At 63.1% G+C, this 333-nt stretch carries 1 protein-coding gene; it reads right to left on the reverse strand.

Translation table 11 applies throughout. From position 1 onward, the window contains the following. A partial coding sequence (locus FLQ44_RS10930; protein ID WP_147694427.1) for an amino acid permease occupies positions 1–333 on the reverse strand: 333 nt, incomplete at both ends.

The raw sequence follows: 333 nt of genomic DNA on the forward strand, positions 1-333 counted from the left end.
CTGGGGTCAAACCACAGGCCGACGCAGGCCACCAGACAGAGGATAAAGCCAAGCACGGGCACCAGCGGATACCATGGCGCGCGATACTGCAACGCCGAAAGTGGCTGCCCGGACTGCACGTGACGGCGACGAAACACGAAGTGTGACGCGCAGATGCTGATCCACACCGCCACCACCGCAAAACCGGAAATGGCTGACAGGGCCACAAACACCGTATCCGGCGCGACCACGCTGGAGAACAGCGCCAGCACGCCACCCAGCATGGAAACGGAGAGCGCCGTCAGCGGCACGCCGTTTTTGTTGACGCGGGCAAAGCAGCGTGGCAGCGTTTTC

It is taken from the genome of Vogesella mureinivorans, from assembly GCF_007644035.1.
Lineage (GTDB): Bacteria > Pseudomonadota > Gammaproteobacteria > Burkholderiales > Chromobacteriaceae > Vogesella > Vogesella mureinivorans.